The organism is Sphingobacterium sp. T2, assembly GCF_000814685.1.
Lineage (GTDB): Bacteria > Bacteroidota > Bacteroidia > Sphingobacteriales > Sphingobacteriaceae > Sphingobacterium > Sphingobacterium thermophilum.
This window is the reverse complement of the sequence record NZ_JXAC01000183.1, coordinates 1-3061: the sequence shown is the minus strand read 5'-3', so window position 1 is coordinate 3061 and position 3061 is coordinate 1. Positions and strand designations below refer to the sequence as shown.

The 3061-nt window shown below is 38.6% G+C and carries 5 protein-coding genes and 1 pseudogene; 5 read left to right on the top strand and 1 reads right to left on the bottom strand.

The window, feature by feature from the left end:
• From SD31_RS21360 to SD31_RS17540, 5 genes are all read left to right on the top strand, one after another.
• Positions 1-179, top strand: a 179-nt coding sequence (locus SD31_RS21360) for an IS3 family transposase (RefSeq protein WP_156138334.1), incomplete at its 5' end; no start/stop codon positions are given.
• A gap of 87 nt (positions 180-266) precedes the next feature.
• A complete protein-coding gene (locus SD31_RS11340) occupies positions 267-497 on the top strand; it encodes a hypothetical protein (protein ID WP_039054204.1) in 231 nt (76 codons plus the stop codon).
• An 83-nt stretch (positions 498-580) separates the two neighbouring features.
• Complete coding sequence (mqnC, locus tag SD31_RS11335; protein WP_039054203.1) at positions 581-1687, top strand: cyclic dehypoxanthinyl futalosine synthase; 1107 nt, start codon at positions 581-583, stop codon at positions 1685-1687.
• Positions 1688-2248 (top strand): SMC-Scp complex subunit ScpB, encoded by a 561-nt coding sequence (scpB, locus tag SD31_RS11330; RefSeq protein ID WP_039054202.1) that lies wholly within the window; start codon positions 1688-1690, stop codon positions 2246-2248.
• 133 nt (positions 2249-2381) lie between these two features.
• Complete coding sequence (locus SD31_RS17540) at positions 2382-2543, top strand: hypothetical protein (protein ID WP_197053677.1); 162 nt, start codon at positions 2382-2384, stop codon at positions 2541-2543.
• 95 nt (positions 2544-2638) lie between these two features.
• On the opposite strand, the pseudogene SD31_RS11325 reads toward SD31_RS17540, so the two are convergent.
• Positions 2639-2923, bottom strand: a pseudogene (locus SD31_RS11325) (helix-turn-helix domain-containing protein); the annotation flags it as partial.
• Between the last annotated feature and the right edge of the window lie 138 nt (positions 2924-3061).

Below are 3061 nucleotides of genomic sequence, written 5' to 3'. Positions count from 1 at the left end.
TTGAGAACTTCTTCGGTATTATAAAATCTGAACTATTCTATCTCAAAAAGGACCATGAAATCGATGAACTTAAACGGGATATAAAGAACTACATTGAATACTATAACAACGATCGAATAAAACTCAATCTAAAAGGAATGAGCCCGATAAAATATCGAGCTCATCACATAGACAATTAATTTTTAACTTTGTCCAACTTTTAGGGTGCACTTCATAAAATTGTATAAACCTCTTTTTTATTTTTATATAACTATTGTACACTATATATGAAAAGAACAATCTTTACCCTATTTGCTCTGTTGCTTGTAGCAACCTGCTTTGCTCAGTCTAGCGCTGCCAACGACTTTACCCAGACCGTGAGAAACAATGGAATAGGATTAGGATCCGCCATAGCCGTTGTGGCCTCTTGGGACCGTAACAAGTCCATATTATGGGCCATAATACACGGTATTTTAGGATGGTTATACGTTATTTATTACGCCATCACAAGACCATAAGAGTGGAAGATATAACAAGACAATTGCTTTCACTTCATAAAAATCCTGCGTATCTTTGTTAGTAATGAATGTAAGAAAATTTATTGGAAAGAGCATTAAACTTCGAATTCCTCACCAAGGAAGAAGGGGTTTTCCTATATCACAATGCTCCCACAGCGGATTTAGCATATGTAGCTAATGAGCTGCGTAAAATTCAGGTACCGCACGGCAAAGTAACTTGGCAGATCGACAGAAATGTCAATACCACCAATGTGTGTATTGCCAACTGCAAATTCTGCAACTTTTTCCGCCGTCCGGGACACCAAGAGAGTTACATCACCGACATAGAAACGTACAAAAGGAAGATCGAGGAAACATTTAAATACGGAGGAGATCAGCTCTTGCTACAAGGGGGGCATCACCCGGATTTGGGACTAAACTTCTACACTACCCTGTTCAAGCAGCTTAAAGAGCTGTATCCCACCCTTAAGCTACACGCCTTAGGCCCTCCGGAAGTGGCACATATCGCCAAGCTGGAAGGCATGTCACATATAGACGTACTGACAGCCCTCAAAGAGGCAGGAATGGACTCGCTACCGGGTGCCGGCGCAGAAATTCTTAATGACCGTGTGCGCCGCCTCATTTCCAAAGGTAAGTGTGGAGGTCAGGAATGGCTAGACATCATGCGCGCTGCACATCAGATTAACCTTCCTACCTCGGCGACAATGATGTTCGGACATATAGAAACTATTGAAGAACGTTTCGAACATCTAGTGTGGATCCGGGAAGTCCAAAGTGAAAAGCCGGAAGGACATTATGGCTTTATCGCATTCATCCCTTGGCCTTTCCAGGACGACGGCACCTTGTTGAAACGCCTGCGTGGCATATCCAACAATGTTACCGGCGACGAATATATACGTATGATAGCGTTAAGCCGCATCATGCTGCCAAATATCAAAAATATTCAGGCCTCTTGGCTGACCGTAGGTAAATCCGTCGCGCAACTATGTTTACACAGCGGTGCAAATGATTTCGGCTCCATCATGATAGAAGAAAATGTTGTCTCCGCCGCAGGAGCACCTCACCGCTTCACCTCGCTCTCCATTCAGGAAGCCATCCGTGAGGCCGGTTTTGAGCCACAGCTGCGCACACAGACTTACGAGTTTAGAGAACTGCCTGAATCCATGGTCGAACAAGTAATTGACTACTAAGTGAAAGATATCTTACTCAACATAGAAGCAATAATTTTTGCTGCTGAAGACGGTGTTTCGGCAAACGAAATAAAACATATTCTTCAGGATGCCTTACTCATCACCATCAATAAGGAGGAAGTTATGTCCTTTATAGATAAGATACAGGCAAAATACGAGCAGGAAGATTATGTTTTCAGCTTGAAGATGATTAACAACAAATATCAGTTTCTTACCAAAGAGACCTATCATGACGTTCTCAATCAGCTGCAAGCCAATAGGGATAAGAAAAAACTTAGTCAGGCCGGCTTAGAAACCTTGGCAATCATCGCTTACCGCCAACCGATAACAAAGCTGGAAGTGGAACAAATACGTGGGGTAAACTGCGATTATTCTATACAACGTCTGCTGGAAAAAGATCTAATAAAAATCGTTGGAAAAGCAGACACTATAGGAAAACCACTGCTCTATGCCACCAGCGACACATTTATGAACCACTTCGGCATCAACTCGGTCAAAGATTTACCGCAGCTTAAAGATATCGTCAGCGAGGAAAATAGCATAGGAGAAATCATAGAATAATTTTTGACTTTTTGATATAAATTTTAAAAAATAAAACACTGTAAATCAGCACTATATTTTTTAAAAAAAATTTTAAGTTTAATATTTGTTATATAATTTTACAGTATAATAATCAATTGAAAGTAATATTGCTATGATGAACGAAACTATCGAAAAGTTAGAATTGGATGAGCATTTAATCAATTTTAACGGTCCAGACGATGATGATGATGATGACTTCGATGATGACGGCTTTGATATCGACATCGACTCAATTGGCAGCTTTGACGACTTTGATGAAGATGACGATTTTTAAAGAGTCTTGAGTCTAACATAAATAAGTCTACCTTAAAGAAAAAATAAGGGCAATTTCAGAAGAAATTGCCCTTAAAAAATTTTATTCAAATTCTTTTATGATTTTTTGTGAAGCTGTTCGTACAAATCAATAATCTTTTTTTGCAACTCAATAACTTCAGCTTCTCTTGCTTGCAATCTTTGTTGTAACTCGTTGATTTCTGCAAATTTCTCTTTTTCTTCATTTGCATCGGAAGTGGATAGTAATTCCACTAACGATAAGTTAAACAACTTTGCAATTTGATTTAATCTCGACAAATTTACATCTGTAATTCCTGTCTCGATTTTTGAAAATGCTGGAATGGAAATGTCCAATCGCTTTGCGACATCTTCTTGACACCAGAAAGGGTGGAGTCAAGATTCAATCATTAATTTTTTCCTAAGTTATTCATTGGTTAAATTGTTTTTATTATTTATGTACGCTGACAAGTTAAAAAAAATTATTAAAATTTAATTAAAGTCATTTATTCAGACTTTTTG

What these genes read in the sequence shown, in the direction of transcription:
- SD31_RS11340 (WP_039054204.1), top strand. Translation starts at nt 267, where the DNA reads ATGAAAAGAACAATCTTTACCCTATTTGCTCTGTTGCTTGTAGCAACC.
- SD31_RS17540 (WP_197053677.1), top strand. Translation starts at nt 2,382, where the DNA reads ATGATGAACGAAACTATCGAAAAGTTAGAATTGGATGAGCATTTAATC.